We start from the raw sequence: 24,203 nt of genomic DNA, 5'->3' as shown, positions 1-24,203 counted from the left end.
TCCACAATCTCCGGTATGGGCCTGCTGCCGAAGCCGTACACCCCGCTGTCCGATGCCGACGTCGCCGACGCGCTGAGCCGTGCCGTCGCCGTCATCAACCCATTGCTCAACGTGCTGTCGCAAGCTGATCCGATCGGGCTCCGCAGGCGCACCCACCGGCTCCTGACCCCGCCGCGCGGTTTGGTCGGCCTGGTCCGTCGGCTGCGGGTGGGGCACCGGCGTGCCGAGGCCGGCCGCAGCCCCAGCACCGCGGACCGGGCGCTGAACGCGGGCGCCCACCTGATGAACGCCGCTGACCTGCCGGGTACCGCCGCGTGGGAGCGGCTGAGCCGGGACGAGCGCATCCACTGGTGGGTGCACCGCGTCGGCGCGTTGAACACCGTGCTGGTGGCCACGCCGGGGGCGTTCGGTGTGCTGGCCCGGGTACTGCCGGTGAGCGAATTGGCCGGTTTCATCAACCACGCCATCGTGCTGTGTGCGGTGGCCCGCGAATACGGCGTCACCGATCGGGGCGAGCAGGTGCGGCTGCTCGCCGCGGTGTTGTGCCGACGCCAGCTGCCGGCGGACTTGCTAGACGACCTGGCCGTGCCGCAGGCCCCGGAGCCGGAGACGCTGCCCGACACCCCGCCGGACGGCTGGAAGCCCCTGGAGGCCGTCACGTCGTCGCTGCCGGTCGTCGTCGTCAAGAGCATCTGGCAGCTGGCGGGCATCCTGCGCGCGACGTTCGACGAGATCGCCAAGCGGCCGCAGCCGACCAAGTGGTGGCAGCGCCTGAGCGCGCTGCCGTGGGTCGGCGCGGTGTCCACGTACTTCGGTGAGCGCGGCGCGCTGATCAAGGCGGCCGACGAGGGTGTCGTCTGGCTGGACCAAAACCAGAAAGCCGGCTAGCGCTTCGCGAAAACGCGTGCGCCGGCCGGCCTTTCGGTTCGGTGAGAGCTAGTTGCGGGCCTTCTCGCGGGCCTTGGCGCGAGCGCGCAGGCTGGCGGTCAGCTCGACCTTGCGCACCCGCACGACCTCGGGGGTGACCTCGACGCACTCGTCCTCGGCGCAGAACTCCATGGCCTGCTCCAGGCCGAGCTCCAGCGGCCGCGCCAGCGTCTCCATGACGTCGGCGGTCGAGCTGCGCATGTTGGTCAGCTTCTTCTCACGGGTGACGTTGATGTCGAGGTCCTCGGCGCGCGGGTTGATGCCCACGACCTGGCCCTCGTAGGTGTCCTGACCCGGCTCGACGAAGAACTGACCGCGGTCGGCCAGCTGGATCATCGCGAACGGGGTCACCGAGCCGCTGCGGTCGGAGACCAGCGAGCCGGTGTGGCGGGCACGGATCTCGCCGGCCCACGGGCGGTAGCCGTCGAACACGGCGTTGGCGATGCCGGTACCGCGCGTCAGGGTGAGGAAGTCGGTGCGGAAGCCGATCAGGCCACGCGACGGCACGATGAAGTCCATGCGGACCCAGCCGGCGGCGTGGTTCGTCATCTCTTCCATGCGGCCCTTGCGGGCGGCCATCAGCTGGGTGATGGCGCCGACGAACTCTTCGGGACAGTCGATGGTCATGGCTTCGAACGGCTCGTGCAGCTTGCCGTCGATCTGCCGGGTGACCACCTGAGGCTTGCCGACCGTCAGCTCGAAGCCCTCGCGGCGCATCTGCTCGACGAGGATGGCCAGCGCCAGCTCACCACGGCCCTGGACTTCCCAGGCATCCGGCCGGCCGATGTCGACGACGCGGATCGAGACGTTACCGACCAGCTCGGAATCCAAGCGGGACTTGACCATTCGCGCGGTCAGCTTGTGACCGGAAACCTTGCCCGCCAGCGGCGAGCTGTTGGTGCCGACGGTCACCGAGATGGCCGGCTCGTCGACGGTGATGCGCGGCAGGGCGTGCGCGTGCTCGAGGTCGGCGAGGGTGTCACCGATCATGATCTCGGACATACCGGCGACGGCGACGATGTCGCCGGCGACGGCCTCGGTGGTCGGGGTGCGCTCGACACCGACGGTGACGAGCAGCTCGGTGATCTTGCCGGTGGTGATGACGGGCGCGCCGTCTACCTCACGCATCCAGGCCACCTGCTGGCCCTTCTTGATCTTGCCGTTGTAGACGCGCACCAGCGCCAGACGACCGAGGAAGGCCGACGCGTCGAGGTTGGTCACCAGCGCCTGCAGCGGGGCATCCGGGTTGCCCTTGGGCGCCGGGATGTGCTCGAGCAGCACGTCGAACAGCGGGTCCAGGTTCTCGCTGTCGGGCACCTCGCCGTTGGCGGGCTGGACGGTCGAGGCGACACCGGCGCGGCCCGAGGCGTACAGGGTCGGCAGGTCGAGGGCCTTCTCGGCCGCGGCCTGGGCTTCCTCGTCCAGGTCGGAGGCGACGTCGAGCAGCAGGTCGTGGCTCTCCTCGACGACCTCGGCGATGCGGGCGTCGGGCCGGTCGGTCTTGTTCACCACGAGGATGACGGGCAGGTGCGCGGCCAGGGCCTTGCGCAGCACGAAGCGGGTCTGCGGGAGCGGGCCCTCGGAGGCGTCGACCAGCAGCACGACACCGTCGACCATGGACAGGCCGCGCTCGACCTCGCCACCGAAGTCGGCGTGGCCGGGGGTGTCGATCACGTTGATGACCGTCACGGTGCCGTCGGCGTTGTGCCGGTGCACCGCGGTGTTCTTGGCCAGGATCGTGATGCCCTTTTCCTTTTCAAGGTCACCCGAGTCCATGATGCGTTCGGTGGAGTCGTCACCCCGGTCCAGGGCTCCGGACTGCCGCAGCATGGCATCGACGAGGGTCGTCTTGCCGTGGTCGACGTGTGCGACGATGGCGACATTTCTGAATCCGGCGCTGGCCTGCTCACTCACGCCAAAGATTGTCGCAGCGAGGGGGCCGGTTTGCGAAACCGCGGACGGCCTGGCAAAACTGCTAATCGATGAAGGCCAGCAAGCTCGCCGGGGCTAAACCGAAGAAGAAGTGCTGCCGCAGCAAGCCCCGGTGCAAGCGGTGTCCGCTGGTGCTGCACAAGGTGCAGAAGGCGGCACACCACGGGATCCACGGCAAGGATCTCGAGAAGGTTTACAAGCGCGCCCGCAAGGCCTGATATACAGCGATTGACCTGCTTCTTTACTGGTTTCGCGAGTACCGTGGAAGCGTCTCGTCAGTTCCAGAGAACCAGCGCGAGGAGGTCGTCGTCATGACAATCTACGAAGTGTTGACCGGCTTGGTCGGGTTCGTGCTGGCGCTCGGCGCAACGGCCGCGATATTCGCCGGATTGGCCAATTGGGCCGGCGGATTCTTCGTGGTGCGGTGTGCTGCGTGTCACCATTTGGCGTTCTCCACGGTGAACAAACCGAAGACCGACTGCCCGCATTGCAAGTACCCCGCGCTGCTGCACCCGCTGTACACCGCGCAGCACGGCACCGCGATGGCGTCGGCGCGCGTCGTCGGCGACAAGCTGCACTACTGAGTCAGCGCGACTGAGTCAGCGCGGCCGTCAGCTCGGCCAGCCACGCGCGGTCGGCGGGCACCCAGGGCAGGTCTTCGAGTTCGGCCGCCCCCACCCAGCGGACGGCGTGGTGGTCGTGGGCATGGGGCGCGTCGTCTGTCGACACCCGGTACGCCCGCAATATGACGGTGTCGGACAACGGCACGTCCTCGCCCAGCTTTTCCCCGACGGTCACCGTGACGCCAAGTTCTTCCTGTAGTTCGCGGGCCAGCGCCTGCGCGTCGGTCTCTCCCGGCGCCACCTTCCCACCCGGCAGCTCCCAGAGGCCGGCGAGTTCCGGCGGCCGATTGCGCTGCGCGACCAGCAGCCTGGCATCGGCGATGAGGGCGCCCGCGACGACGATCACGGCTCTGAACCTACTTGCCTCCCGGCTTGCTACGCCGAGCGTGGCGGCTACTGCGGCGATCAGCCGTGTGTCGTCACCGCCAAGCGCTACGTTCGACACCGCGCTTCGTCAGTAGTCGCCGCCGCGCAGCCTGAATCGCTTCGTTGACGCGCCACACCACTCGTCGCGGCTCACGCATCATGGGCGCGGTCACCCACACATTGCGCCACCCGATGCGTTCCAGGTCCTCCGTGTACTCGAACTGCCACGTCCGTCGTTCCAAGGTCCAGTCGAGGTCCTCGTCGCATTGGACGACCACCTGCCACTGTCGCCATCCCATGTGAGCGTGGGTGAAAATCGGCCCGAGCTCGTCGCCCACCAGGACCTTGGTTTCCAGGGGCGGCAGATTCGCACTCGCCAGCAGCGTCCGTACGCGCGATTGCAGCAGCGTCGCGGCGGCACCGTCGGCTATCCCCACCGTGCTGCCGAGCTTTCTGACGCCACGCAGGCCGGGGTGCGCAGCCGCAATGGCCCAGACATCTGAAACGTCCAGCGCGGTGGACCGGATCAGCGCGTCGAGAATCGGAACCGCTTCGGGCGCCGGCAGCAGGCGGCCGATATCGAAGGCAGTACGTGCCGGTGTCGTGACCCGCATGCCGTTCACGATGCAAATCTCTTCCGGCGCAAGGTCATACGAATGGACGACCAAACCTGACGGACGGCGCCGATCGCTGCGCACGACGACTGCGGGCAGGCTGGGGTCAAGCCATTCGGCGCGATGGACCGCTGCCGCGGATATTCCGGCCAGCACCGCATCGGGTCCGGTCGCCAGCCAGGCGGCCCGCGCTTTGAGATCGGCGGTCATGACGGTGTCGTTGGCTACGTACACATCGCGAAAGACCGCGCGGAAGTACGTGCGGAGTCGATGTTCGGTGAGCGTGCCGGTGCGTAGCGCGTCCGATCCGCGGAATGGTTCGTCCATGCCGCCACTTTCGAAGCCGGCACCGACAGAAACGCCGGCGCGAACCTGGTTATCCACAGGAAATCGGTCCGACCGCACGTCGAGCGTGACGGCTACCGAGACGACGCGCCGGCGCCCACCACCGGTAGCCGACACCCTCGGCGTAGGAGCCTGGGCCGGAGTACGTTCGAAACCATGGCCGTCCTCACCGATGAACAAGTAGACGCCGCACTGCCCGAGGGTTGGGAACGAGCCGACGGCGCCCTACGCAGGTCCGTGAAGTTCCCGGCATTCCTCGACGGCATCGACGCCGTCCGCCGGGTGGCAATCCACGCGGAAGCCAAGGACCACCACCCGGACATTGATATTCGTTGGCGCACAGTGACTTTCGCACTGGTAACGCATTCCGAAGGCGGCATCACCGACAAGGACGTGGCGATGGCCGAAGACATCAACGGGCTCGTCTGAGCCGGGCCATCCACACCAGCGTCAGCACCGTCATCACCGGGTAGATCAGCCCCGCCCAGGCCAGGTACCACGGCCGGCTGATCACCCAGATCGTCGGCTGCGCGAAGCTCAACAGCCACGGCACGCCGATCAGCAGCAGCACCAGCCAGGTCCAGCGCAGCGCCCGCGCGGAACGCAGCGCCGCGAACGGCCCGTGCCACAGCCACATCATCAGCGGGATCAGCCACACCCAGTGGTGCGTCCAGGAGATCGGTGAGAACAGCAGTCCGAACAACTGCACGACGAGCAGCGCGCCCAGTCGATCGGGCCGGTCGGGGCCGTAGACGGCACGCCAGGCGAACACCGCCAGCACGGCCGTCAGCACCACCGCGATCAGCACCGCGGGCTCGAAACCGGCGTCGTGGCCGACTATTCGCGAGATCGCGCCGCGCCAGGACTGGTTGAACGACGTCGCGACCGGACCGATGCGGTTGGCATCGCCGAGCAGGTCGGTGAAGTAGTAGAGCGCCTGACCCCGCAGCACCAGCCACGACACCAGTACGGTGCCGGCGAATGTGACGGCCGCGAACACCGCAGCACTCCACCGGCGGACGCCCAGGAAATAGAGCCCGGTCACCGCCGGTGTCAGCTTCACCCCGGCGGCCAGACCGACCAGCAGACCGGACCACCACCACCGCGTGCTGTAGACGGCGTAGAGGACGGCCAACACCAGGATGACGTTGATCTGCCCGTAGTCGAAGGTGCTGCGCAGCGGCTCGGTCCAGATGCCGACGGCCGTCCACGCCATCGCCAGCCGGTGCCCAGGATCGGCGAATCCGATGAGCCGCAGGCTGATCCACACCACGCCGTAGAGCGCCCCGATGATGCCGACCTGCCAGCAGAACGCCAGCAAACCGAACGGCACGAAATGCAGCGGATAGAACAGCACCGCCGCGAACGGCGGATACGTGAACGGCAGCGGGAAGTCCGGGGTCTGGTCGGCGTAGACGTAGTCGTACAGCGGGTGACCGCTGCCGAGGCTCGCCGCGCCGCCGACGTAGACGTGGAGGTCGACGAAGTTGGCTCCGTTGGGCACCAGGTAGGTCCAGGCGAAGCGCGCGGCGACGCTGAGCGCCAGCATCAGCGGCGCCCAGCGCAGAACTGATCGCGTGGCGGTGTTTATCGCATGACTGTAACGGTCGGTCACCCTTCGCCTTCCGATCAGTAACGGATCCATAAATGCCACACGTGTCACTTGAGTAACACCAGTAACTGAATAGCTTCGGTTCTGACGCGCCACGACTGGACCGGGAGGACCCCCAAAATGCGCACACGCACCACTGGAAAAATGTTGGCCACCAGCATGATTGCCGCCGCCGGCGCAGTCCCGGTGGCGATCGCCCTGAGCGCGGTCGCCGCTGCCGACCCGGCCCCCGCGGCCCCGGCCCCCGTCGTGCCCGGCACGCCGCTGGTCAACGAACTCGCTCAGGCTCCGGCCCAGGCCCTGTCGGGTGTCACCCAGGCCCTCACCTCGGGCGCGCCGGCCGCCGCGCCGGCCGCACCCGCCGCCACCGCATCGGTGACCCTGCCGCAGAACCTGGTCCCCGGCGCCACCGCTCCGGCTGCCGCCGCACCCGCCGCACCCGCTGCCGCCGCGCCGGCCCAGGGCATCATCCCGTCGGCCAACATCAACCTGCCGCAGATCCCGGGCTCGCCCGTGCCGCTGCCGAAGCAGATCGCCTTCCCGGGCGACCTGACCTCGCTGCTGCCGGCCGGCACCCCGCTGGCGAACCTGCTGCCCGCGCCGGCTGCTGCCGCTGCTCCGGCCGCGACCGCCGCCACCGCTGCGACCTCGCCGCTGACTGCGCCGCTCGCCGCCGCGACCGCACCGCTGGCCGCTCCGCTGGCTGCCGCTGCTCCGGCCGCCGCCGCCCCGCTGGCCGCCGCCACGGCTCCGCTGGCTGCCGCTCCGGCTGCAGCATCGCCGCTGGCCACCGCACCCGCCGCCGTGGCGGCTGCCGCTCCCGCGGCACAGGCCATCCCGGGCGTCGTGCCGGGGATCATGAGCCTGACCAGCCTCGCGCCGGTCATCACCTCCGGCTTGCCGTGATCCGCGCCGTAACCAGATAACCGATACGAAACCGGGGAGAGAGTCATGCAATCGAGGAAGCTGTTCGTCGCACTCGGCGCGTCCGTCGCACTCACGATCAGCGCAGCCACCGTCGCGCACGCTGATCCAGCGTCGCCACTGCCGTTGCCGCTGCCCATCGATGGCCTTCAGGCTCCTGGCCTGCCGGCCATGCAGACTCTCGCCCCGGTGATCCAGCAGGCCGCCGCTGACCCGGCGGGCGCCGCGGAGCTGCTCATGGCAGCAGCCCGGGCGTTCGCCGGGAACAAGGCGGCACCGTCGGATTCGAAGAATCTGGCCAACGCCGTGAACCAGTTCGCCGCCGACCCGGCCGCGAACCACGTGCCGGCCCCCGGTGCGGTGCCAGGCGCCGAGGCCCACCTGCCGGCCGGCGTCGACCCGGTGCACGCCGTCGGCCCGGTGGCCGAGGCTGCTCCGGCACCGGCCCCCGAGGCGGCGCCCGCACCCGCGCCCGAGGCTGCCCCGGCTCCCGCCGCAGCACCTGCGCCCGCTCCGGCACCCGCTCCTGCTCCTGCTCCGGAAGCTGCGCCGGCCGCCGCGCCGGTCACCCAGGCCGCGGCGACAGTCCCGGCTCCCGACGCCGCGCCGGCGGCCGCTCCCGCTCCGGCGGGCGCGTTCGGTCCGGGCACGCCGATCACGCAGGACTTCATGTACCCGTCGATCAGCAACGGCTGCCTCGCCGACGGCGGCAACGTCCTGGCGACGGCCATCAGCGTGGCCGGCCCCGCGAAGATTCCGACCCCGGGCCCCGGCCCTGGCCAGACCGCCTACGTGTTCACCGCCGTCGGCACGCCCGGCCCGGCCGCCGAACAGAAGCTGCCGCTCAACGTCACCTGGGTCAACCTGACCACCGGCAAGTCGGGCAGCGCGACCCTCAAGCCGCAGGCCGACATCAACCCGCAGGGCCCGACGACGCTGACCGCCATCGTCGACACCGGCTCGGGCAGCATCATGTCGACCATCTTCGGCCAGGTCACGACGACCGAGAAGCAGTGCCAGTTCATGCCCACCATCGGCTCGTCGGTGGTGCCGTAACCCGCACTCGATGCACAGAAAAGGACGCCCGGGGTCACCACGCCCCGGGCGTTCTTTCTGGGTAGGGCTAGAGCTGGATCTGACCGCCGTCGACGGCCAGCTCCGCGCCGGTCATGAAGCTGCTCTGGTCCGAGGCCAGGAACAGCACGGCGGAAGCGATTTCGTCAGGACGACCCACACGCTTCAACGGCACCTGATCGGCAAAACCGTCGAGCAGGTCCTGCTTCTGGCCGGCGGGCGCCAGGCCCGTCAGCCCCGGGGTTTCGATGGGGCCGGGAACGATGGTGTTGACCCGGATATTGCGGTCGGCCAACTCGGCGGCCCAGGTCCGGCCCAGCGACCGGATGGCGGCCTTGGACGCGGCGTAGAGCCCGAAGGCCGGGACCCCTTCCGACGCCGCGGTGGAACCGGCGAGGACAACCGAGGCTCCGTCATTGAGCAGTGGCAGTGTCTTCTGCACGGTGAACACCGTGCCCGCCACATTGCGGTCGAAGTTGTCGCGGTAGTGCTGCGGTGTCACCTCGGCGAGGGTGGCGAAGTCCCCGCCGCCGGCATTGGCGAAGACGATGTCGAGACCCGCGCCGTGCTTGGCGATCTCGGCGGCCAGGTTGTCGAGTTCTTCGGGCTTGCTGATATCGCTCTGCACACCGTGAGCGCCGATGGCTGCGGCAGCCTCATCGAGGCGAGCACGATCGCGCCCGGTGATGAAGACGTACGCGCCCTCGGCGGCGAGGCGCTTTGCGGTCGCCAGGCCGATGCCCGACGTCCCTCCGGTGACCAGTGCCGTCTTGCCGTCGAGCTGTCCCATGATCGGGCTCCGTTCTCTCTAGATTTCGCTTTCACCCCTATCAACTTAGGTGATGTATCACCTATTCCCCGGCGTTCAGCACTGTCCAGAGCCGAACGATACGCTCGTCGGCAACCTCCGCGACGTCGAATCCCGAAGCCACCATGACGTCGTCCGGGGTGCGAACCTCCCACGCCAGGAAACCGAGGCCGCGGGTCTGACGGACCGGCCCCGCCTTCACGAAATGCAGACCAGCCAGCTTCTCTTGCAGCTCAGCAGCTTTGGCATTCAGCTGGTCGCGGCCGACCGCGGTGCCGTCATCATCGACCCACTCCACGTCTTCCGTGTAGGTCTCAGCGATCGCGGCCGCACGGCGCTGCGGATCGCGTTCGTCGAACACGGCCAGCAGATTGGCTTCCATCAGGCGGGTAATGACGTCACTCACTGCCAACTCCCAGATTTTTAGGTGATAAATCACCTAAAAATCTAGCTCGGCGCCGGCGGCAGCGAGCTGTTGTGATCGAGGTTGACGTGGATGTGCTCCAAAGCGGCGGTGAACGGGCCCAGCAGGTTGTCGGGCAGCGGATCGAAGAACAGCGCCCGCACCAGGTCGACGTGCCCGGGTGCGGCCTCGGTGATCGCGCGCCGACCGTTCGCGGTCAGCACGACGTTGGAGGTGCGGCCGTCCTCGGCACTCGGACGGCGCTCGGTCAAACCCCGTTCCTCCATGCGCCGCAGCTGATGTGAAAGTCGGCTGCGCTCCCAGCCGATCTGCGCGGCGAGGTCGCTGACCCGCATTCCGGCATCGTTGTCGCCGCTGAGCGCCACCAACACGTCGTAGTCGGCCAGCGACAACCCGGAGTCGGCCTGCAGCTGCCGGTTCATCTCGTAGTTCATCCGTAGCTGCACCCGCATGTAGGCCACCCAGGCCCGCTGTTGTTTCGGCGTGAGCCATCCCCGCTCGGGCCTCTGCCCCACCTTTCTCGGCGTCACGCCCGTCAGTATGCCGGTCGCATCACAACATCTCGCGCGCCTGCCGTCGGCAGTCATCGGCGATGCGCTGTTCGCGGCCGTACAGCAGGCCGAAGGTGAATCCGTTCTCGCCGGCCGTCGTGCCGCTCGCCAGCGCGAAGCGACGCAACAGATCAGCCGCGACCACGGTGTCCTGGTGATCGCCCAGGATCGACTGAAACCGCTTGTAGTGCTTGACCGTTCGCTTCGTCTGCTTGGCGCCGCCGATGTCCTGGCACAGCTCCGCCGCGTATCGGGCGCGTTTGGCCGCCTTCCGGGCACCATGCAGCAGCGCGGCGTCACTGTCGTCGACGCCGAGCGCCGCGACCAGCCGACGGTCCGCTTTCCGCTGGGCCTTTCGCGCGCGCTTGACGAGTTTGGCGGTGCTGGTCTCCGGATCGACGGGTGGAGCCGTGCGCCAGGAACGCAGCACCGCCATGATCGCCAGGTAACGCGGCGAGTCCATGGCCTCGGTGATGCGTTTGCGCGCCGGCAGCTCCACCGCCTGGAGCTCATTGCGTACCCGGGCCCGCACGGGCCCGAGGATCAGAGTCTCCGGCAACTCGTCGAGCGCTTCGGTGAATCGGCCCTGCTGCACCTGACAATCGCGGACCTCCCCGAGCAGCCCGGCGAACCAGCGCAGCTCGTCATCGAACTGGTCGGTCGCAGATCGGTCGAGCACCTTGCCGAACACCCGCAGTGTGCTCCGCAGCCGGCGGATCGCCACCCGCGTGTCGTGGATCGGGTCGTGGCCACGTCGTAACTCGATGTCGCCCAACACGATCTGGTCGATCTGCGCGTTGACATACCGCAGCACTGCGCGCGCCGCCGGCGAGGCCGGCTCGACCGACAGGACCGCCGGCACCACGTGGGCGAGCTTCGACGGAAAACGCGACGGCCGGGCACCGGCTGCCGTCAGCCGCCTGACGAGGCGCTTCGGAACCGACGGGGCGCGGGTTCCGAGTTCGACCTCGACCTCACGCCACGCCAGCAGCCGCTCGTCCGCCCACGCGCGCACCGAGTCATCGGCGACCTCGGCATAGAGCTCACCGGATCGCGGTTCGGCGAGCCGGTACCGATCCCGGACCGTGTGAATGGTTGCGACACTCGCAAGTTGCTTGCCGAGACTCATGCCGCTGAGCAGTTCGGCAGCGGCGTCGGGCAATGCCTCGGTGGACGGCCAGTGCATTTCGACGCGTCCATCACCCGCCGGGACCTTGAGCTGCCATCCCGTGTCGGCGTCGCCGGTGCGACGGCGGAGCTGGACGCGGTGTGCCAGCAGATCACGGTCGGCAGTGTCGTAGTAGTCGCTGGTCAGGTCGACGGTGTCGTGCACAACGTCGGCGTCCGCGATGATGCCGTGCAGGTCGGGCAGCTGAAATTCGGCGTCGACGTCCCATTTGCCTTCGCGCTCCAGAACCCCGTACATACCCGAGGCATTGCCTTTCGGCCAAGCCGCCAAACCAGCGACGACCTGCTGGACCGTGGACAGCAGCGAGCGTGGCTACCCCCCAACGGCAGCCACGCTCGCTCAGTTACCGGCTCAGTAGGCCATGAAGAGGATCATTTCCCGGTCGTATTCGCGACCGGGGTGCTGCTCGGCGAGATGGGCCTGCGCCTTCTCGACCAGATCGTCCTCGTCACTGCCGGAAATCGCCTCGCCACAGGGGCAGTTCAAGTGTGTCTTAGCCATACACATCACCTTCCCATACGCATGATGGTCGGTATGGAGATTTACGACGTCATGCGCACGACCGGGGCGGTTCGCAAGTTCAGCGGCGAGCCGCTGCCCGACGAGGTGCTCGAGCGCATCCTCGACAACGCGCGCTTCGCCCCGAGCGGCGGCAACCGGCAGGGCGCCCGGGTGATCGCGGTGCGTGACGTCGAAACCCGCAAGAAGCTGGGCGAACTGTCCAAGCCCGGGGCGCAGCGGTACATCGCGCAGATCGCCGCCGGCGAAGGGCCCTGGAACCCCTTGCGGCCCTGCGGTGTTGACCCGGTCGTCGTCGAAGCCACCGAGGTACCGGACGGCATGGTCACCGGGACCCTCCTGGGCGCCGACGTGGTACTCGTGGTGTGCCTGGACCTCGGCGTGGCAGCGGCATTCGATCAGCACCTGGATCGCATCGGCGTGATCAGCGGCGCGTCGATCTACCCGTTCGTCTGGGGCATCCTGCTGGCGGCGCGCAACGAGGGCTACGGCGGCGTGCTGACGACCATGGTGGTGGCGCAGGAGCCCAAGGTGCGCGAGCTGCTCGGCATCCCCGACAACTACGCCGTGGCCTGCATGCTGCCGCTGGGCAAGCCCGTCAAGCAGGTGACGAAGCTGACCCGGCGTCCGGTGTCGGAGTTCGCCACCCGCGAGCGGTTCGACGGTCCGCCGCTCTGATCTCCCGTTGATCCTGCGTCTACGGCGTCAGCCACTCGACAAAGATCGCCGTGAACGCGGAGTCAACGGTCAGGCCTTGGCTGCCTTGGCGGCCGCTTTCATCTGCTTCTTGTAGGCGCGCACCTGGTCCAGCGAGCCCTTGTCGACGACGTCGGCGACGGACATGTGCGTCCCCTGTTTGCCGTAGTCGCCGGCCGCGGCGCGCCAGCCCTCCGGCGTGACGCCATACTGCTTGCCGAGCAGCGCCAGGAAGATCTTGGCCTTCTGCTCACCGAACCCGGGCAGCGCTTTGAGCCGGCGCAGCACCTCTTTGCCGTCGGGGTCGCCCGTGGTCCACAGGGCCGCGGCGTTGCCGTCGTACTCGTCGACGATCACCTGCGACAGGGCCTGCACGCGCTTGGCCATGGAGCCCGGAAACCGGTGCACCGCAGGGGTTTGCGCGAACAACTCGGCGAACTTGTCGGGGTTGTAGTCGGCGATCTCACGGGCGTCGAGCGAGCCCATCCGGTCCTCGAGTTTCTTCGGCCCGGCGAACGCCACTTCCATCGGAATCTGTTGATCGAGAAGCATTCCGACCAGCAGCGCGAACGGGTTGGACTCGAGCAGTGCGTCGGCGGACGGCTCCTGAACCAGCTGCAGCTTCGACATCACGCCAGTCTAGGACCCTGGTGAGCGCAGCCCGATTACGACGGTTCAGAGTTCCCGTCGCGGCGCAATATGCGAACGTGTAAACCGATATCCGGTGGAAACGCCTGTAGGGGGACGGACATGAGACGTACAGTCGCGGCTTTTTTCGCGGCGGTGGCTACCGCGGTGGCGCTGGCCGGCGCGGCCAGCGCCATACCGGACCAGGGCACGCCGGAGTTCGACCAGTACCTGCAGGGCCTGGAGCGCAACGGCTACAACCTGAACCCCGACACCGCCTGGCGCGTGGCGCACCAGGCGTGCATCGGCGGCATCCCCGGCTACATCAATCTCGAGCTGGCCGCACAGGGCGTCATCGGGCCCGGCGCGCAGCAGCGTGTGATGGACGTGGCCCGCAAGTACGCCTGCCCGGTCCAGTAGCCGCTCTCACGCGCTGGCCAGCAGCCCTTTGAGTTCCGCGCGGCCGTCCTCGTCGAGCGGCAACAGCGGCGGACGCGGGTCACCGGCATTGCGCCCCAGAAGATCCAGGCCGGCTTTGACGGTCGTCGGCAGCCCGCCCGCAACGATGAAGCGCAGCAGCGGCGCGAGGTCGTCGTAGATCTCCTGTGCGCGGGCCCGATCACCGGCGCGGACCGCGTCGTACAGCTCGACGCACGGCTGCGGGCGCAGATTCGGTGCGGCCGTGCACCATCCGGACGCGCCGGCGAGTAGGGCGTCGAGCACCAGCGGGTTGCTGCCGTTGTAGAACGGCAGTGCGCCGCCGGAGAGCTCCTTGATGCGCAGCATCCGGGTGAGGTCGCCGGTGGATTCCTTGACCATGCGGACATTGTCGATCTCGTTGAACATCCGCACCAGCAGTTCGGGCGCCATGTCGATGCCGCTCGTGGCGGGGTTGTTGTACACCATGATCGGCAGGTCGACGGCGGCCGAGATGCTGGCGTAGTGCTGGAAAATCTCCCGCTCGTCCAGCTTCCAGTACGAGATCGGCAGCACCATCACTGCGTCGGCGCCAGCCTGCTGGGCGTACCGTGCGCGTCGAATGGTGTTGGCAGTGGACAGATCCGAGGCTCCGACGATGACGGGGACGCGGCCGCCGACGGTGGCCACGGTGGTGTCGACGACGGCATCGAACTCGGTCTCGGTGAGGTATGCCGATTCGCCGGTGCTGCCCAGCGGAGCGATCGCGTGCGCGCCGGTGCTGACCAGCTGCTCGACGACGGCGGCCAGCGTCTCGGTGTCGACGTTGTCGCCGTCAGTGGTGAACGGGGTGATCGGGTAGGCGATGATGCCGTAGATCTCGGTCATTGGGTCAGGTCCTTTCAGGGTCGGTCAGTGGTCGAGGGCGTCGGGGTGACGCACCAGCGCACGTCGCGCGTAGTAGGCGAAGTTGGCGACGCTGCGTTTGGGGGTCAGCGTCCAGTCGTGGGCCTCGCGGGCCAGTCGGTCGGGCAGCGGTGCGATGGTGCCGGCAGCCATGGCGGCCAACTGGAGCTTGGCCCCGCGTTCGATGAGCATGGCCAGCGAGCAGGCTTCCTCGACGCTGGCGCCGGCCACCACCTGGCCGTGGTGCGCCAGCAGGATCGCCTTCTTGTCCCCCAGCGCGCCGGAGATGATCTCGCCTTCTTCGTTGCCCACCGGCACGCCCGGCCAGTCCTTCAGGAAAGCGCAGTCGTCGTACAGCGGTGCGATGTCCATCTGCGACACCGCCAAGGGCACTTCGAGCATCGACAGCGCCGCGACGTGGAACGGGTGCGTGTGCACGATGCAGTTCACGTCCGGCCGGGCGCGGTAGATCCACGAGTGGAAACGGTTGGCGGGGTTGGCCATTCCGCCACCGTCCAGGACGTTGAGGTCTTCGTCGACGAGCAGCAGGTTGCCGGCGGTGATCTCGTCGAAGCCGAGTCCGAGCCGCTGCGTGTAGTACGTGCCCGGTTCTTCGGCGCGGGCAGTGATCTGCCCGGCCAGACCCGAGTCGTGACCGGCGTCGAACAGCGCCCGGCAGGTCAGTGCCAGCTTCTCGCGGACGCTCAGATTCGAGTCCGCGAAATGGCGGTTCATCCCGTCCTCGGCGCGCTGCATCAGTTCGCCCTTGGAGTCATGCATGGTGTCGGTCATCGGAACTCCCCTCGGATCGGGTGCGGGGCCCGCACCTCAATGACACATTGCAGACCATAGGACACAAAGTGTCATGCAGTCAATGCGATATCCTGAGCGACGTGAGTGGCTTGTTGCGTGCGGTGCGCCAGCAACGCGGGATGACGCTGGAAGAGCTGGCAGCCGGCACCGGGCTGACCAAGAGCTACCTGTCCAAGGTCGAGCGCGGCCAGAGCGTGCCGTCGATCGCCGCCGCACTGAAAATCTCGCGAACCCTCGATGTCGATGTGGCGCAACTCTTTTCCGATGACCCGGAAGTCAGCACGTTCGCCGTCGAACGCGCCGCCGACCGCGGCTCCGCCCGCAATCACGCGATCGCGGCGGGCATGCTCGGCAAGGCCATGTCGCCGTTCGTCGTCCGCCCGGGCCGTCAGTTCGCCGCCCATGCGCACCCGACGCATCCCGGTCAGGAGTTCGTGTTCGTCCACGCCGGGACCGTCGAACTCAACTACGACGGCCGCCTCGTCGAACTGTCCGCCGGCGACTGCGCCTATTTCGACGCCGCCACGCAGCACAAGCTCCGCCAGGTCGGCGACGAGACCGCCGAGGTGATCGTCGTGACATCTCCCGCGCCGCGCCGCTGAGAGGAATGCCAGCGGGTCCCGCGCGTGTTGCCCTACCCGTGCTCCAGACTCGAACCGTGACCTCGCGCCTCGGCTTCCCGCTGCTCGCCTACGCCTTCGCCGCCATCATGCTGGGCACCACGCTGCCGACACCGATCTACGCGCTGTACGCCCACAACCTGCACTTCGCGGTCCTGACGACGACGGTCATCTTCTCGGCCTACGCCATCGGCGTGCTGGTCGCGCTGCTGCTGTTCGGCCGCTAGTCCGACGCCGTCGGCCGACGGCCGGTGCTGATCGCGGGCGCGGTCGCCGCCATCGCCAGCGCCGTCGTCTTCCTCAATGCCGACAGCGTGCCGCTGCTGCTGGTCGGGCGGCTGCTCTCCGGGCTGTCGGCGGGCATCTTCACCGGCACCGCGACGGCCGCCGTCGTCGAATCCGTACCGGAAAACCGTCGCGAGCAAGCTGCGGCCGGCGCCACGATCGCCAACATCGGCGGGCTGGGCGCCGGACCCGTCGTGGCCGGCCTGCTGGTGCAGTACGCGCCGCACCCGTTGCAGCTGCCGTTCCTCGTGCACATCGCCCTGGCCGTGCTGGCCATCGCCGCGGTGTGGCTCGTGCCGGAGACCTCGAGCCGCACCGGCCGGATCGGCTTCCAGCGGCTGTCGGTTCCCGCCGAGGTCCGGGCGACGTTCGTCCTCGCCGCCACCGCCGCCTTCGCCGGGTTCGCGGTGATGGGCCTTTTCACAGCGGTGGCGCCGTCGTTCGTCAGCAGCGTCATCGGCATCGACAACCACGCCGTCGGTGGCGCCGTTGCGGCATCGATCTTCGTCGCCTCCACCGTCGCTCAACTCGCCGGACGCCGCCTGCATCCCCCGCGGGCCGTCGCGCTGGGCTGCGCGATTCTCGTCGCGGGCATGGTGATTCTGGCTGTCGCACTGCAATTGTCATCGCTGGCGGGCCTGCTGGTCGCCGCGGTCGTGGCCGGCGTCGGCCACGGCATCAGCTTCAGCCGGGGCCTGGCTGCCGTCGTGGAGGGCACCGCGACGGAGCGTCGCGCCGAAGTCAGTTCGACGTACTTCGTGGTGGCCTACGTGGCCATCTCGCTGCCGGTCGTCAGCCTGGGCTTCGCCGCTCAGCGCTGGGGCCTGCAGGAGGCCGGGGTCAGCTTCGCCGTCGTCATCGCGGTCCTGGCGGCAGTCTGCCTGGGCGCCGTCCTGTGGCAGGAACGCCGCAGGTCAGCCTGATTTGAGTAGCAATACCTAGGGGTCTGCCCCTTACGTTCAAAGGCATGACCACCCGCGTCTTTCCTTCGGCTGCCGAGATCGCGCAGCGCACACCGGCCGACCGTGACCGCGCCATCGACGTCATCCGCATCGTCTCGCTGGTCGGCGTCGTCGCCGGGCACACCATCATGGCGACCAGCATCATCGACCACGACGTGTTCCGCTGGGGCAACCTCCTGACCACGTCCGTGGTGTTCCAGGCCCTGACCTGGGTATTTCAGATAATGCCGCTGTTCTTCTTCGCCGGTGTCGCGGCGTCGGTCGGCTCGTATGACGCCGGGACCAGCTGGGGCGGCTGGCTGCTCAAGCGCTGCACCCGGCTGTACCGGCCGGTGTTCTACTACCTGGCCTTCTGGGCCGCGGCACTGCTGATCCTCAAGCCGCTGCTGCCGGTCCATGTCTATGAGCCCGTCGCCGGCATCAGTACGCAGCTGCTGTGGTTCCTGGGCGCCTACGTGCTGGTGCTGGCCGCGGTGCCGCTGCTGGCGCGGATCACCACCCGTGGCCAGCTGGTCGCTTCGGTGGCCGGTACCTACGCCCTGGTCGCCCTGGTCGACGCCATCCGCATCAACGATCACGCCTGGTCCGCGCTGGGCTACCTGAACTTCGTGGTGTGGCTGATCCCCGGCATGCTCGGGGTGGCGTATCGGCGCGGGCTGCTGACCACCCCGACGGCGTTGCGTGTCGGCCTCGGGATGCTGGCGGTCAACGTGGCGCTGGTCTGGGTCGGACCGTATGAGCTGAGCCTCGTCGGCATCGAGACGCAGCACATCAAGAACATGACGCCGCCGTCGCTGCTGCTCGCCGGCCACGCAATCATGATGTGCGCGTTCGCGATTGCCGCCGCCCCGGCCATCAGCCGCTGGGCCGCCCGGCCGCAGGTGTGGCGGCTCGCGGTGATCGGCAACACCGGCGCCATGACGCTGTACCTGTGGCACATGCCCGCTCTGCTCGGCATGCACCTGGCCTTCGACTTCGCGGGTCTGCCCCGCTACCCCGGCCAGCCGCATTTCCTGGTGCTGAGCGTCTACCAGCTGACGATCATGACGGCACTGGTCGCCGGGCTGTTCCTGCTGCTGCGTCCGCTGGAGAACAATCCGCTCCCGCTGTGGGACGGCGGGCGGGTCTCGGCGTCTGGTTGGCGGAGCGCCGCCGTCGGCACGCTGCTGGTCATCGCCGGCGCCGCCACGCTCGCGTCAGTCGGCTGGGGCCTGAAAGACACCGGCCTGCAGTGTGTTTCGGTGATGCTGGTGGCTCTGGCCGCGGCTCGGGCGCTGGCCCGGGATTAGCCGCTCTTGCGGCGGAACTCCCGGCGGCCACCGCCGACCGCACCGTGCGACTTGGATTGCTTGGCGCCGCCGTCCTGGTGGGCGGTGCCGCCGGCGGAGCCGGCCTTCTTACGCTCGAGCGCCTCGCGGAATTTGCGCTTGGTCTCGTCGGACGATGCTGAACCTTCGGCGGAGTTCTCGGCCATGCACGCAGACTAGCGCGTTCAGCGCACGCCCGGCGGCAGCCCGTACAGATGGGTTATCGGCATGGTGAGCAGCACCCGGCGGTCGGCCACCATGGCCCGCCGGTAGTCGTCCCAGTCCGGGTGCTCACCGGAGATGTTGCGGTACAAGGCAATCAGGCCTTCGACGGTGTCGTCGTCGGGTGCCGCGGCGGGCGGGCTCAGCACCGCGTCGCCCTCGGCCACCGCGTACGCCCAGCCGTCATCGGATCGGACGTAGATCGATGCCCGGGCGTCGCGCCGTAGATTGCGCGTCTTGGCCCGGGGCTCGGTGACCGACACTCCGATGGTGACGGCCCGTGTGTCGAAGTAGTAGGACACGTTCGACAACTGCGGTCGACCGTCGCGCTTGATGGTGGCCAGCACGCCCAGCGAATTGTCACTGATCAGCGCGAGCAGCTTGTCTTCGAAGACCTGACGGGTCATGGCTCCCAGCGTACGGCGCAACTGCCTACCATTGGGCGTCATGACGGAGTTGGTATGACGACGCGGTACGCGGTGTTCCTGCGCGGCGTCAACGTCGGTGGGGTGAATCTGAAGATGGCCGAGGTCGCCGCAACGTTCCAACGGGCCGGCTTCGACGATGTGAAGACGCTGCTCGCCAGCGGCAACGTCGTGCTGTCGAGTGCCGCGAAGGCGGCGACGGTACGCACGAAAGCCGAAGCAGCGCTGCGGGAATCGTTCGGATACGACGCCTGGGTGCTGGTGTACCCGATGGACGAACTGAAGACCATCTCGGCGGACTACCCGTTCGAACGCGAGGTCGAGGGCCACCACTCGTACATCACGTTCGTCAGTGACCCCGATGTGCTCGACGAACTCGCCGCGCTCGAACCGGTCGGCGACGAACTGATCAGCCGCGGTCACGGAGTCCTGTACTGGCAGGTGGCCCGCGGCGACACCCTGGGCAGCGCGATCAGCAAAACCATGGGCAACAAGCGATACAAGTCGTCCACCACCACCCGCAATCTGCGGACGGTGGAGAAGGTGCTGGCTGCGGGCGGCTAGTTCATCCCCCGCCAAACGCGCTGACAGACAGCGAATGTGAATCCGGTCCGGCAATATGACCGGATGATTCCGCTCTCCTGGACGCCGGTCGGGCCGGACGCCGCTGTGGTCGGCCCCGACGAACGCCTCAGCTGGCCGCGCACCATCGGCATCGGCGCCCAGCACGTGGTGGCGATGTTCGGCGCGACGTTCCTGGTGCCGGTGCTGACCGGCTTCCCGCCGGCCACCACGCTGTTGTTCTCCGGCATCGGCACCATCGCGTTCCTGCTGATCACCGGAAACCGGCTGCCGAGCTATCTCGGGTCGAGCTTCTCGGTGATCGCGCCGGTCACCGCCGCGGTCGCCGCGCACGGAACCGGTAGCGCGCTGGGCGGTTTGATCGCCGTGGGCCTGCTACTGATCCTGGTCGGCGGCGTGGTGCATCTGGTCGGCACGCACTGGCTCGATGTGACGCTGCCGCCGGTGGTCACCGGTGCGATCGTCGCGCTGATCGGGTTCAACCTGGCCCCGGCGGCGAAGCACAACTTCGAGAAGGGGCCGGTGGTCGGGCTCGTGACACTGGTGCTCCTGGTCGCGACGCTGGCGTTCTTCCGCGGCATCGTCGGCCGGCTGGCCATCTTCCTGGCCGTGGTCATCGGCTACCTGCTGGCGCTGGCGCTCGGCGATGTCGACACCGCGGCCATCGCCGCCGCCCCGTGGATCGGGCTGCCCGAGTTTCACGGCCCGTCGTTCAGCCTGGCCGTCCTGCCGATGTTCCTGCCGGCGGTGATCGCGCTGATCGCCGAGAACATCGGACACGTGAAATCGGTGGGCCAGATGACCGGTAAAGACCTGGACCCACTGATGGGCCGGGCGCTGGCGGCCGACGGAGTGGCCACCGTGCTGGCCGGTGCGGGCGGCGGCTCGGCCACCACCACCTACGCCGAGAACATCGGGGTGATGGCGGCGACGCGCATCTATTCGACCGCCGCGTACTGGGTGGCCGCTGCCGTGGCCGTCGCACTGTCGTTGTGTCCCAAGGTCGGTGCGGCCATCTCGGCCATTCCGCCCGGCGTGCTGGGCGGGGCGACGATCGTGCTCTACGGGCTGGTCGGCATCCTCGGGGTGCGGATCTGGCTGACCAACCACGTGGATTTCTCGCAGCCGATCAACCAGATGACCGCCGCCATCCCGCTGATCATCGGTATCGCCGACTTCACCTGGCAGGCCGGCCCGCTGACCTTCACCGGCATCGCGCTCGGTTCCGTTGCGGCGCTGGTGATCTACCACGGCATGCGGGGGCTCACCGCCGTCCGCGGGACCCGTCAGCCGGCCCAGACGTCCTCGACGTAGCGGTCGGTGCTCACGAGTTCGGCCAGCCAGGCGCGGGCGGCGTCGTCGTCGGCGCCCGTCCGGCTGCGATAGATGTCCTGGAACGCGGCCCGCACGGCCGGCGCCATCCGGGCACCGTCGCCGCACACATAGACGTGGGTGTCGTTGTCCGGATTGCCGAGCATGTCCCAGACCTCGTCGGCGTCCGCGGCGATCCGGTCCTGCACGTACTTGACCTCGTCACCGGCTCGGGAGAACGCCGGTCGCATCCGCACGATGCCCAAACGTTCGGCGTCCTCGGCCTCGTCGCGGAACAGGTAGTCCACGTCGGGATGACGCACACCGAAGAAGCACAGCGCGGCAGTGAACGGCTCCCCCGCCTCCAGTGCGCCCAGCCGGTCTCCGATGAATCCACGGAACGGAGCGACGCCCGTCCCGGCGCTGACCAGGATGACGTTGCGGGTCGGATCGGCGCCGGCGCGGAACGCCTGCCGAGCCGGGTCCACCCGCATCCGAATCTGCTGTCCCGGAACAGCATCCGCGAGGTAGCTGGACGAGACGCCACGGAACACACCGGAACCTGACCGGGCCGGGCCTTCCAACACCCCGACCACCAGCTCGACTTCCCGGACCCGGCGGCGGGACGACGTGGCGATCGAATAATGGCGCGGGGACATCGGTTCGAAGAGTTCCAGCAACTCTTCGCGGCTCAGCTTGGTGGCGGGGAACTCCGCCAGACAATCGGTGATGCTCAGGGCACGGGCCTCGGGATCGTCGGCCAGCGCAGTCAGCGCCGCACGTTCCGGTGGGCACGGGTTCGCGGCGGCGAGCCGCAGCAGCTGGCTACGGCTCGCCGGCTTGCGGAGTTCCAGGAAGTGCGTAAGCAATTCGCGCACAGTGACTTCCCGGTCGATCGGGATGGCCCGCCGCGTGCTGCGCCGCGGATTGATCGAGATGCGGCGATCGAGGCGCAAATCCAGCAATTCACCGACCTCGTCCACCAGGACGGAGCTGTTGTCCGGTAACACCGTGAGGTGGTCGCCGGTCTGATAGTCGACACCGTCGGGCAGCGCGATGCGGATCAACCGCTTGTCCTGTCCGAACTCGGAGCCGGTGTCCACCAGCGGAATGTTGTCGAGCACCGTCGCCGGTTGCACGTGATGGCGGGCGTCGATCGCGGCGGTGACCGGTCCGTCGATGGCGCGTAGGTCATAGAGTGGCTCGTCGGCCACGGGTTCATCCGCGACGATGGCGCCGAACACACCGCCGAGCGCATTCCACAGTGCCACCGAGAAATCCTCGACCACACCGGCGAAGTCGCCCGAGGTGTCGGCTTCGGCCATCGGAAGTAGTTGCGTGGCACCGAGTTCCGCGAGCCGGGCGTCGATGCGCCGCGGTATCGCCATGTACGTCTCGGCCCAGTTGCGGTCGCCGACACCGAGAACTGCGTATGGCACCGCCGGCGCCGTGGCGTCCGATCCGTCCAGCCATTCCACAAAGGCGCGGGCATCGTCGGTCGGCATGCCGTTGTACGACGCCGCGACGACCACCACCGCGCCATCCTCCGGCAGTGCGCCGGTCACGGAATCCAGTGCGGCGACGGTCGTTTCGTAGCCGAGGTCGACGGCTTCATCCCCCAGCTGCTGTGCCAGCGACCGACAGTTGCCGAGGTTCGACCCATGCAGCACAAGCAGTTTCGTACCGGCCGGGACCGCCGCGCGGGACTGCGTCACCGGGGCGGCCGCGACGGCCGCGTCAGCCTGCCTGCGCTCCTCCGGGGTGCGGCGAATGAGTTCGACGTAGAAGCCCTCCGGCTTGCGCAGCACGTCACTGTGGGTACGCAACGTGTAGTGCTCGACGTCGACGAACCGGTAGCGGTGCACCAGGGTCGCGATCGCCATGGTTGCTTCGTGGAGCGCGAACTGCCGGCCGATGCAGGACCGCGCTCCGGTGCCGAACGGCTTGAACAGGTTGACCGGTCGCTGTGCGGCCCGGTCGGCGCCGAACCGGTCCGGATCGAAGATCTCGACGTTGTCGCCCCACTCCGGTTGCCGGTGCAGCGACGACGTCAGTACCGTCACGGCTTCACCCCGCCGCACCGGGTACTGGCCGCCGATGACGGTGTCCGCCAGGGCCATTCGATCGAACTCCCGCACCGGCGGCGACAGCCTCAGCGCCTCATCGATGATCTGGCGGATGTAGGTGAGCTTGCCGATCTCGTCGAATGCCGGCACGTGGTCGTCGTCGGGGCCGAAAACCGCGTCCGCCTCGGCCTGCGCCCGGTGCAGCACTGCCGGGTTCTTGACGATGCTGTACAGCGCCGTCGGCATCAGTATCGACGTCGTGTCCTGGCCGGCGACCAGGAACGTGGCGATCTGGTTTCGGATGCTGTCGTCGTCCAGGATCGGTGTCCCGTCGGGCCCGGGCTGCAGCATCAGGGCCAGGAGATCGTCGAGGTCCACGTCGCCCGCACGGTGCTGAGCGATCAGGTCCACGATGAAGCTGAACAACTTCCCGCGCTCGGTCTCGAAGACCGTCTGGTCGGCGTTGGCTCCGAGCAGCACCTGGTTCAGGGTGGCCGCGAAACTCGCTGGGATATCGGCAAGTCCGTCGTGCTGGTAGGAATCGAACCGGGCCCCGAACCCAGCCAGGCCGACGGTGTCCATGGCCAGCTTCGCCAGATCACCGGCCACATCCACCGTTCGAGTCCCCACGGCGGCATCCCACTGCGCGATCAGTTGCCGGTTGATGTCGAGCATCGCGGGGTGATAGCTGCGCAGCCCGCTGAAGCTGAAGCCGGGAATCAGGACGTCGTGCGCTTCCTGCCAGCCCTCCTCGCCGGGGTACGCGGTGAAGAGCCCGTTGCCGACCACCGGACGGAACCTGGCCAACCGGCCCGTCAGCGCTTTGCTGAACCGGCTCTCATCGCACAGTTCGTCGACCAGCGCCAGCGAGCACGCATAGAGGCGGCGGCCCGGCCCGAGGTCCGCGTAGAACAGTGGGCCGTACTGCTCGGTGAGCAAGTCCAGCGGCAACGAATAAGGCCGTCCGGGCACTGGCCCGGACGGCAACTCGACGCCGACAGCTGAAGGGACACCAGGAATCTCGGGCGGCACAGCTGGCGAGAAGCTCTCCATTCA

At 68.2% G+C, this 24,203-nt stretch carries 27 protein-coding genes and 1 pseudogene; 13 read left to right on the top strand and 15 right to left on the bottom strand.

Annotation, left to right across the window (positions count from 1 at the left end; translation table 11 throughout):
- Positions 1–15: 15 nt before the first annotated feature.
- On the top strand, positions 16–888 hold the full coding sequence (locus ACJEIK_RS05935; protein WP_064860508.1) for a hypothetical protein: 873 nt from the start codon (positions 16–18) through the stop codon (positions 886–888).
- Positions 889–936: 48 nt separating this feature from the next.
- Here ACJEIK_RS05935 and typA read toward each other — a convergent pair whose 3' ends face one another.
- On the bottom strand, positions 937–2,841 hold the full coding sequence (gene typA / locus ACJEIK_RS05930) for a translational GTPase TypA (RefSeq protein ID WP_061001920.1): 1,905 nt from the start codon (positions 2,839–2,841) through the stop codon (positions 937–939).
- Between the two features lie 68 nt (positions 2,842–2,909).
- Between typA and ACJEIK_RS05925 the strand changes: the two genes are divergently transcribed.
- Both ACJEIK_RS05925 and ACJEIK_RS05920 read left to right on the top strand, forming a co-directional pair.
- Positions 2,910–3,077: a hypothetical protein gene (locus ACJEIK_RS05925; RefSeq protein ID WP_110767632.1), complete on the top strand. Its 168-nt coding sequence runs from the start codon at positions 2,910–2,912 to the stop codon at positions 3,075–3,077.
- Positions 3,078–3,170: 93 nt separating this feature from the next.
- On the top strand, positions 3,171–3,443 hold the full coding sequence (locus ACJEIK_RS05920; RefSeq protein ID WP_061001917.1) for a hypothetical protein: 273 nt from the start codon (positions 3,171–3,173) through the stop codon (positions 3,441–3,443).
- Position 3,444: 1 nt separating this feature from the next.
- Here ACJEIK_RS05920 and ACJEIK_RS05915 read toward each other — a convergent pair whose 3' ends face one another.
- Positions 3,445–3,828, bottom strand: coding sequence for a (deoxy)nucleoside triphosphate pyrophosphohydrolase (locus tag ACJEIK_RS05915; RefSeq protein ID WP_064860509.1), 384 nt, complete (start codon positions 3,826–3,828; stop codon positions 3,445–3,447).
- Positions 3,829–3,901: 73 nt separating this feature from the next.
- Positions 3,902–4,789, bottom strand: a complete 888-nt coding sequence (locus ACJEIK_RS05910) for a hypothetical protein (protein WP_409431184.1) — start codon at positions 4,787–4,789, stop codon at positions 3,902–3,904.
- A gap of 174 nt (positions 4,790–4,963) precedes the next feature.
- Between ACJEIK_RS05910 and ACJEIK_RS05905 the strand changes: the two genes are divergently transcribed.
- Entirely contained in the window at positions 4,964–5,236 is a 273-nt protein-coding gene (locus ACJEIK_RS05905; RefSeq protein ID WP_061001910.1) for a 4a-hydroxytetrahydrobiopterin dehydratase, read from the top strand.
- On the opposite strand, the gene ACJEIK_RS05900 is transcribed toward ACJEIK_RS05905, so the two are convergent.
- Positions 5,220–6,356 (bottom strand): mannosyltransferase, encoded by a 1,137-nt coding sequence (locus ACJEIK_RS05900; RefSeq protein ID WP_409431653.1) that lies wholly within the window; start codon positions 6,354–6,356, stop codon positions 5,220–5,222. The genes ACJEIK_RS05905 and ACJEIK_RS05900 overlap by 17 nt on opposite strands.
- A gap of 207 nt (positions 6,357–6,563) precedes the next feature.
- Between ACJEIK_RS05900 and ACJEIK_RS05895 the strand changes: the two genes are divergently transcribed.
- Both ACJEIK_RS05895 and ACJEIK_RS05890 read left to right on the top strand, forming a co-directional pair.
- Positions 6,564–7,325: a hypothetical protein gene (locus ACJEIK_RS05895; RefSeq protein WP_409431183.1), complete on the top strand. Its 762-nt coding sequence runs from the start codon at positions 6,564–6,566 to the stop codon at positions 7,323–7,325.
- 45 nt (positions 7,326–7,370) lie between these two features.
- Positions 7,371–8,399: a hypothetical protein gene (locus tag ACJEIK_RS05890; RefSeq protein WP_293018559.1), complete on the top strand. Its 1,029-nt coding sequence runs from the start codon at positions 7,371–7,373 to the stop codon at positions 8,397–8,399.
- Positions 8,400–8,466: 67 nt separating this feature from the next.
- On the opposite strand, the gene ACJEIK_RS05885 is transcribed toward ACJEIK_RS05890, so the two are convergent.
- The 5 genes from ACJEIK_RS05885 to ACJEIK_RS05865 all read right to left on the bottom strand — a co-directional run bounded on the left by ACJEIK_RS05885 (position 8,467) and on the right by ACJEIK_RS05865 (position 11,890).
- Positions 8,467–9,207, bottom strand: a complete 741-nt coding sequence (locus ACJEIK_RS05885; RefSeq protein WP_293018561.1) for an SDR family NAD(P)-dependent oxidoreductase — start codon at positions 9,205–9,207, stop codon at positions 8,467–8,469.
- 61 nt (positions 9,208–9,268) lie between these two features.
- The gene (locus ACJEIK_RS05880) at positions 9,269–9,664 is read right to left on the bottom strand and encodes a nuclear transport factor 2 family protein (protein ID WP_409431182.1); all 396 of its coding nucleotides are present in this window, start codon (positions 9,662–9,664) and stop codon (positions 9,269–9,271) included.
- An 8-nt stretch (positions 9,665–9,672) separates the two neighbouring features.
- A complete protein-coding gene (locus ACJEIK_RS05875) occupies positions 9,673–10,101 on the bottom strand; it encodes a MarR family winged helix-turn-helix transcriptional regulator (protein ID WP_293018695.1) in 429 nt (142 codons plus the stop codon).
- 100 nt (positions 10,102–10,201) lie between these two features.
- Positions 10,202–11,626 (bottom strand): CHAD domain-containing protein, encoded by a 1,425-nt coding sequence (locus ACJEIK_RS05870; protein ID WP_409431181.1) that lies wholly within the window; start codon positions 11,624–11,626, stop codon positions 10,202–10,204.
- A 114-nt stretch (positions 11,627–11,740) separates the two neighbouring features.
- On the bottom strand, positions 11,741–11,890 hold the full coding sequence (locus tag ACJEIK_RS05865; RefSeq protein ID WP_064859942.1) for a DUF1059 domain-containing protein: 150 nt from the start codon (positions 11,888–11,890) through the stop codon (positions 11,741–11,743).
- A 33-nt stretch (positions 11,891–11,923) separates the two neighbouring features.
- On the opposite strand from ACJEIK_RS05865, the gene ACJEIK_RS05860 reads away from it, so the two are divergent.
- Entirely contained in the window at positions 11,924–12,586 is a 663-nt protein-coding gene (locus tag ACJEIK_RS05860) for a nitroreductase family protein (RefSeq protein WP_226520928.1), read from the top strand.
- A 69-nt stretch (positions 12,587–12,655) separates the two neighbouring features.
- Here ACJEIK_RS05860 and ACJEIK_RS05855 read toward each other — a convergent pair whose 3' ends face one another.
- On the bottom strand, positions 12,656–13,234 hold the full coding sequence (locus tag ACJEIK_RS05855; protein WP_267324842.1) for an HhH-GPD-type base excision DNA repair protein: 579 nt from the start codon (positions 13,232–13,234) through the stop codon (positions 12,656–12,658).
- Between the two features lie 120 nt (positions 13,235–13,354).
- Here ACJEIK_RS05855 and ACJEIK_RS05850 point away from each other — a divergent pair, with 120 nt between their 5' ends.
- Entirely contained in the window at positions 13,355–13,651 is a 297-nt protein-coding gene (locus ACJEIK_RS05850; RefSeq protein WP_409431180.1) for a DUF732 domain-containing protein, read from the top strand.
- 6 nt (positions 13,652–13,657) lie between these two features.
- Here ACJEIK_RS05850 and ACJEIK_RS05845 read toward each other — a convergent pair whose 3' ends face one another.
- Complete coding sequence (locus ACJEIK_RS05845) at positions 13,658–14,536, bottom strand: dihydrodipicolinate synthase family protein (RefSeq protein WP_409431179.1); 879 nt, start codon at positions 14,534–14,536, stop codon at positions 13,658–13,660.
- 24 nt (positions 14,537–14,560) lie between these two features.
- The gene (locus tag ACJEIK_RS05840) at positions 14,561–15,346 is read right to left on the bottom strand and encodes an aldolase (protein ID WP_293018570.1); all 786 of its coding nucleotides are present in this window, start codon (positions 15,344–15,346) and stop codon (positions 14,561–14,563) included.
- 101 nt (positions 15,347–15,447) lie between these two features.
- Between ACJEIK_RS05840 and ACJEIK_RS05835 the strand changes: the two genes are divergently transcribed.
- From ACJEIK_RS05835 to ACJEIK_RS05825, 3 genes and pseudogenes are all read left to right on the top strand, one after another.
- On the top strand, positions 15,448–15,969 hold the full coding sequence (locus tag ACJEIK_RS05835; RefSeq protein ID WP_061005372.1) for a helix-turn-helix domain-containing protein: 522 nt from the start codon (positions 15,448–15,450) through the stop codon (positions 15,967–15,969).
- A 5-nt stretch (positions 15,970–15,974) separates the two neighbouring features.
- A pseudogene (locus ACJEIK_RS05830) lies at positions 15,975–17,195 on the top strand (MFS transporter).
- Positions 17,196–17,239: 44 nt separating this feature from the next.
- Entirely contained in the window at positions 17,240–18,523 is a 1,284-nt protein-coding gene (locus ACJEIK_RS05825; protein WP_409431178.1) for an acyltransferase family protein, read from the top strand.
- Here the strand turns inward: ACJEIK_RS05825 and ACJEIK_RS05820 are convergent.
- Together ACJEIK_RS05820 and ACJEIK_RS05815 are read right to left on the bottom strand one after the other, a co-directional pair.
- Complete coding sequence (locus tag ACJEIK_RS05820; protein WP_226520921.1) at positions 18,520–18,708, bottom strand: DUF5302 domain-containing protein; 189 nt, start codon at positions 18,706–18,708, stop codon at positions 18,520–18,522. The genes ACJEIK_RS05825 and ACJEIK_RS05820 overlap by 4 nt on opposite strands.
- A gap of 18 nt (positions 18,709–18,726) precedes the next feature.
- Positions 18,727–19,170, bottom strand: a complete 444-nt coding sequence (locus ACJEIK_RS05815) for a PPOX class F420-dependent oxidoreductase (protein WP_409431177.1) — start codon at positions 19,168–19,170, stop codon at positions 18,727–18,729.
- Positions 19,171–19,224: 54 nt separating this feature from the next.
- Here ACJEIK_RS05815 and ACJEIK_RS05810 point away from each other — a divergent pair, with 54 nt between their 5' ends.
- Entirely contained in the window at positions 19,225–19,752 is a 528-nt protein-coding gene (locus ACJEIK_RS05810; protein ID WP_409431176.1) for a DUF1697 domain-containing protein, read from the top strand.
- Between the two features lie 63 nt (positions 19,753–19,815).
- Positions 19,816–21,084: a uracil-xanthine permease family protein gene (locus tag ACJEIK_RS05805; RefSeq protein ID WP_138248212.1), complete on the top strand. Its 1,269-nt coding sequence runs from the start codon at positions 19,816–19,818 to the stop codon at positions 21,082–21,084.
- Here ACJEIK_RS05805 and ACJEIK_RS05800 read toward each other — a convergent pair.
- On the bottom strand, positions 21,057–24,200 hold the full coding sequence (locus ACJEIK_RS05800; RefSeq protein WP_409431175.1) for a cytochrome P450: 3,144 nt from the start codon (positions 24,198–24,200) through the stop codon (positions 21,057–21,059). The genes ACJEIK_RS05805 and ACJEIK_RS05800 overlap by 28 nt on opposite strands.
- Between the last annotated feature and the right edge of the window lie 3 nt (positions 24,201–24,203).

Source organism: Mycobacterium sp. SMC-16 (assembly GCF_046250085.1).
GTDB classification, from domain to species: Bacteria; Actinomycetota; Actinomycetes; order Mycobacteriales; family Mycobacteriaceae; genus Mycobacterium; species Mycobacterium phocaicum.
This window is presented reverse-complemented; position numbering and strand designations above follow the sequence as displayed.

Bases quoted from the DNA above. Each gene is read 5' to 3' on its own strand.
- ACJEIK_RS05920 (WP_061001917.1), top strand. From the start codon at position 3,171: ATGACAATCTACGAAGTGTTGACCGGCTTGGTCGGGTTCGTGCTGGCG.
- ACJEIK_RS05910 (WP_409431184.1), bottom strand. From the start codon at position 4,789: ATGGACGAACCATTCCGCGGATCGGACGCGCTACGCACCGGCACGCTC.
- ACJEIK_RS05875 (WP_293018695.1), bottom strand. From the start codon at position 10,101: ATGCGGGTGCAGCTACGGATGAACTACGAGATGAACCGGCAGCTGCAG.
- ACJEIK_RS05905 (WP_061001910.1), top strand. From the start codon at position 4,964: ATGGCCGTCCTCACCGATGAACAAGTAGACGCCGCACTGCCCGAGGGT.
- ACJEIK_RS05840 (WP_293018570.1), bottom strand. From the start codon at position 15,346: ATGACCGACACCATGCATGACTCCAAGGGCGAACTGATGCAGCGCGCC.
- ACJEIK_RS05890 (WP_293018559.1), top strand. From the start codon at position 7,371: ATGCAATCGAGGAAGCTGTTCGTCGCACTCGGCGCGTCCGTCGCACTC.
- ACJEIK_RS05925 (WP_110767632.1), top strand. From the start codon at position 2,910: ATGAAGGCCAGCAAGCTCGCCGGGGCTAAACCGAAGAAGAAGTGCTGC.
- ACJEIK_RS05810 (WP_409431176.1), top strand. From the start codon at position 19,225: ATGACGACGCGGTACGCGGTGTTCCTGCGCGGCGTCAACGTCGGTGGG.
- ACJEIK_RS05820 (WP_226520921.1), bottom strand. From the start codon at position 18,708: ATGGCCGAGAACTCCGCCGAAGGTTCAGCATCGTCCGACGAGACCAAG.
- ACJEIK_RS05850 (WP_409431180.1), top strand. From the start codon at position 13,355: ATGAGACGTACAGTCGCGGCTTTTTTCGCGGCGGTGGCTACCGCGGTG.
- ACJEIK_RS05865 (WP_064859942.1), bottom strand. From the start codon at position 11,890: ATGGCTAAGACACACTTGAACTGCCCCTGTGGCGAGGCGATTTCCGGC.
- ACJEIK_RS05805 (WP_138248212.1), top strand. From the start codon at position 19,816: ATGATTCCGCTCTCCTGGACGCCGGTCGGGCCGGACGCCGCTGTGGTC.
- ACJEIK_RS05855 (WP_267324842.1), bottom strand. From the start codon at position 13,234: ATGTCGAAGCTGCAGCTGGTTCAGGAGCCGTCCGCCGACGCACTGCTC.
- ACJEIK_RS05845 (WP_409431179.1), bottom strand. From the start codon at position 14,536: ATGACCGAGATCTACGGCATCATCGCCTACCCGATCACCCCGTTCACC.
- ACJEIK_RS05870 (WP_409431181.1), bottom strand. From the start codon at position 11,626: ATGTACGGGGTTCTGGAGCGCGAAGGCAAATGGGACGTCGACGCCGAA.
- ACJEIK_RS05885 (WP_293018561.1), bottom strand. From the start codon at position 9,207: ATGGGACAGCTCGACGGCAAGACGGCACTGGTCACCGGAGGGACGTCG.
- ACJEIK_RS05860 (WP_226520928.1), top strand. From the start codon at position 11,924: ATGGAGATTTACGACGTCATGCGCACGACCGGGGCGGTTCGCAAGTTC.
- ACJEIK_RS05800 (WP_409431175.1), bottom strand. From the start codon at position 24,200: ATGGAGAGCTTCTCGCCAGCTGTGCCGCCCGAGATTCCTGGTGTCCCT.
- ACJEIK_RS05895 (WP_409431183.1), top strand. From the start codon at position 6,564: ATGTTGGCCACCAGCATGATTGCCGCCGCCGGCGCAGTCCCGGTGGCG.
- ACJEIK_RS05815 (WP_409431177.1), bottom strand. From the start codon at position 19,170: ATGACCCGTCAGGTCTTCGAAGACAAGCTGCTCGCGCTGATCAGTGAC.
- ACJEIK_RS05935 (WP_064860508.1), top strand. From the start codon at position 16: ATGGGCCTGCTGCCGAAGCCGTACACCCCGCTGTCCGATGCCGACGTC.
- ACJEIK_RS05825 (WP_409431178.1), top strand. From the start codon at position 17,240: ATGACCACCCGCGTCTTTCCTTCGGCTGCCGAGATCGCGCAGCGCACA.
- ACJEIK_RS05900 (WP_409431653.1), bottom strand. From the start codon at position 6,356: ATGCTGGCGCTCAGCGTCGCCGCGCGCTTCGCCTGGACCTACCTGGTG.